Origin of the sequence: Microcella pacifica, from assembly GCF_009371975.2 — a bacterium.
In the GTDB taxonomy this organism is placed as follows: domain Bacteria; phylum Actinomycetota; class Actinomycetes; order Actinomycetales; family Microbacteriaceae; genus Microcella; species Microcella pacifica.
Map to the genome: position 1 here is coordinate 14,002 of NZ_VIKT02000030.1, position 3,796 is coordinate 17,797.

2 protein-coding genes are annotated in these 3,796 nt (G+C 61.7%); both read left to right on the plus strand.

Annotated elements, in window-relative coordinates; all coding sequences use genetic code 11:
• Positions 1 to 101: 101 nt before the first annotated feature.
• Complete coding sequence (locus FK219_RS12450; RefSeq protein ID WP_210416827.1) at positions 102 to 3,206, plus strand: PA14 domain-containing protein; 3,105 nt, start codon at positions 102 to 104, stop codon at positions 3,204 to 3,206.
• Between the two features lie 21 nt (positions 3,207 to 3,227).
• Entirely contained in the window at positions 3,228 to 3,533 is a 306-nt protein-coding gene (locus tag FK219_RS12455) for a transposase (RefSeq protein WP_165638144.1), read from the plus strand.
• The last annotated feature ends 263 nt before the right edge of the window (positions 3,534 to 3,796 follow it).

Below are 3,796 nucleotides of genomic sequence, written 5' to 3' on the forward strand. Positions count from 1 at the left end.
CGCGCACGGATGGAATCCACGCCGGAAACTCTCGTGCGGGCGGGGACACGCTGTGGCGCACGGTGGTGCGCTACCCCCACTCGCCGAACACGACTCGACAGGTGATCGACGCCTACGTGTACGCCGAGTATGCGGGCAGTGGGACGACCTCGACTCAGAACGTGCGTGTGTATTCGGCGTCGTGCACGAGCGGATTCAGCTGCTTGGGCACGCAATTTGGGTCGTTCAACATTGGGTCGGGAACCGCGACGTGGGGAAATGACCCATTCGATGTGTGGCTGGCGGATCGACTCCGCGATGGCCGTTCGTACTCCGACATTGTCTTCAGAGGCTCAGAGTCCGCGGGCTCGTACACCTACAAGAAGCTGGACGCGGCGTTGGTGATCTACTTCAAGTGGTATCCGCAGCCATCGATTCCAGCAGATTCTCCGGTGGTTGGCGGTGTGGATGCTCCACTGCGGCCGACGTTCAAGGTCGACGGCACCCACAGCAGCGGCTATGACATGCAGTACGCGGTAGAAGTCCGCGAGGCAGAAGACGCCCCTAGTTCGAACCCCAAGCCTGGGACAACCTCCCTTGGCAGGACAATGTGGCAGGACTCCAAGGACGTCGTCTACACGCGGGACCTGGAGCCGAACACGCGGTACGTATGGAAGGTGTGGGCGAAGGACGATTTCGACGGCCACAACAACATCTCCACGCAGAGATCCACGAGTTGGGGTGGCGCGTTCACGACGCAGGCCACGCCGCCGCCGCAGCCGACGGAGGCGTCGGCCGTTCCCGCCGGTGATGATGCGGTGGTCATATCGACCACGCCGACGTTCTCCGTCGCTCAGGTTGAGGATACGGGCAATGAGGGGCAGATCAAGTATCAGTTCCGCATCGCGACGGGTGATGATGCCAACGACGGCATGATCGTAGAGTCCGGGTGGCTCGATGAGCACGAGTGGACTCCGCCGGCGGGCGCTTTGCAGAACGGCAACACGTACACGTGGCAGGCGATGACTCGTGATCACATCGACGAAAACATGCGACCAGAGTGGGTCAACAGTTTCCGCGTAGACCAGCGTCTGGGCACTTCGGGTCCGTCGCCGTTCGATGCGGCGGGGCCGGCGACGGTGAACTTGGCCAATGGCAACTTGGCGTTGAACTTCTCGTCCCCGATGGTGTCGACTGTCGGCGGCAGCATGGGGTTGAACTTCACCTACAACTCCCAATCACCTGTGGCGTATCAGCCGGGCTTGGATGCGGAGTACTTCAACGTCGACTCCTTCACGAACCCGCCAGCGTTTCCAGCACCGCCGGCGGTTGCGGACTTGCAGCGGGTGGATTCGGCGGTGAACTTCAACTGGGGTGAAGACAGTGCTCCTGGAAGCGGAATCAACGACGACCATTTCTTGGTCCGGTGGACGGGGTTCATCTCAGTGCCGGCGACGGGGGAGTACAAGTTCGGGTTCAGCCGCGACGATGGAGCCCGTTTGACCATCGACGGGAATGTGGTCTACGACGAGTGGAATGCGGCCCGCACCAAGGACTGGGCTGACGAGAGCGTCTACCTGATCGGTGGCACGCGGATTCCGGTGTTGGTCGAGTTCGCCGAGCGTCGCGGTGCGGCGAAGATCGAAATGCTGTCGAAGTTCCGGCCCTTGGCCGAGCCTGCGGTGGCATTCGACGATGAGATCAAGGTGCCAGCGAGTTGGTTCAGTCGGGATGGGTCGATCCTGCCCGGCGGGTGGGCGTCCAGCGCGCCGATTGCGGGCAATGGTGGCTTCTTCACGTCCGCGCAGGTCAATGACAACTCGATCGTGCTCACCGATGTGTCCGGCAGCGTGCACACCTTCACGCGGAAGGCTGACAAGTCGTGGAAGCCGCCCAGTGCCGCGTACGGCACTGTCGCGGTGGACTCCTCGGGCAAGGTCACCTACACCGACCTGTCCGGCTACACGCACGCCTTCGCTTCCAACGGCAATCTGACCTCGTCTTCTGGCCCATCGGAGGCGACTCGCCCAGCTGAGCCGCAGGCCCAGTACGACGGCAACTCGCGGCGGGTGACGAAGATCATCGACCCGGTGTCGAAGACGGGCACGAACCAGTGGGGCCGTGAGCTGAAGTTCTACTATGGCGGCGACTCGCAGTGCGCCTCCGGTGTCGGCGAGGGCTACGGGGATGCTCCGGACGGGATGCTGTGCCAGATCGTCTACCCGACCCAGGTGAGCACTCCCGCCCAGCCGACCGACATCCCGGCGCAGTCGACCGACCTGTACTACACGACGGTGGATACCGGTGATGACGAGGTGGCTTTCTTGTCCGCCATTCGTGACCCTGGAAACGAGTGGACGGTGTTCGACTATGACTCCACCGGCAAACTGTCGTCGATCATCGACTCGATGGGCAACGACTACTTCACTTACTTTGAGGCCGAGGTCAGCTCCGAGAGTTCCGCGCTCGCTGCCATTGACGATTTGATTCGCACTGATATCGCCTATGACGCAGACGGCCGCGTTGAGCAGGTGTTGCTGCCCAGTGCTGATCCGCAGCAGGCGACGCAGCGCATGGGGCGGGTGTATGAGTACGACGACGCGACGAACACGACGGAAGTGTTCGCCTACGCGCCCGATAGCGGCAACAATGTGCTGTTGTCCACGGTCACGTACGACGACACCTGGCGTGCCACCTCGACGACATCGGCTATGGGTATCACCTCGTCGCAGCAATGGCACCCCTCCAAGGACATGCTTGTGTCGGCAGTGGATGCTGCAGGGCGGAAGTCGACCAAGGTGTACGACCGTGAAGACCGACCGGTGACTTCCTACGGTCCCGCTCCTGGAGAGTGCTTCACCGGGGTGGAACCCAACAGCACGTGTGACGATCCGGTGCCCACCTCGACCACGGCGTACGACGAAGGCATGCAGGGCTTGCAGGTGCAGTACTGGAAGAACCGTTACCTCACTGGGCAGCCAGACGACTTCATGCTCGACATGTCGCAGAACATCTCTCCCAACGGTGTTGATCTGAGTCTGGGCAGTGGCGGGTTCAGCAGTGAACCTTCTCGGGGAGATGACTGGAGCATCCGACTAATCGGTGAGATTGAGTTCCCCAGCGTCGGCGATTGGACGCTCTCGGTCTATGACGATGACGGCACTCGAATTTGGGTAGATGACATTCTGACCTGCCCTGGGTTTCTCGGACACCTAACATCGGGATGAGCCCGAGGAATGGAGTCCGAGATGGCCAAGAAGGACGCGTATCCGCGTGAGTTCAAGGACCGCGCTGTGGCCTTGTATCGCTCTAGCGGCAAGTCAATGGATGCGATCGCGAAAGAGCTCGGCATCTCCGCAACGTCGCTGGCGAACTGGAACCGGCAAGCATCGATCGATGCTGGAGAGAAGCCGGGGATCGCCACCGACGACCGTGCCGAGGTCGCGCGGTTGCGACGAGACAATCGACGGTTGGAGTTGGAGAACGAGATCCTGAAGAAAGCGGCCGCGTATTTCGCGAGGGAGAACGTCCTCCCAAAAGGACTTACCGACTGATCGCGCAACTGCATCGGCAGGATCCCTCCCGATATCGGATCCGCGTGCTCTGTCGGGTTCTGAAGGTCTCCCCATCCGGGTTCTATGACTGGGCGAAGCGAGGCCCGTCTGCACGCGCGCAGTTGGACCGTGAACTGCTGGCCACCGGTCAAGTCCCTGGAAGTGGTGTAACGGCTGATCCTTCGCTTTATGCGCTGAGTGCGATGAAGGTGTCGGCGACCACCTCGCTTTCGGTGTCGGGCAGGACGCGCATGCGGGAGCGG

Excerpts from the sequence above, each read along its gene's own strand:
- FK219_RS12455 (WP_165638144.1), top strand. The coding sequence starts at position 3,228 with ATGGCCAAGAAGGACGCGTATCCGCGTGAGTTCAAGGACCGCGCTGTG.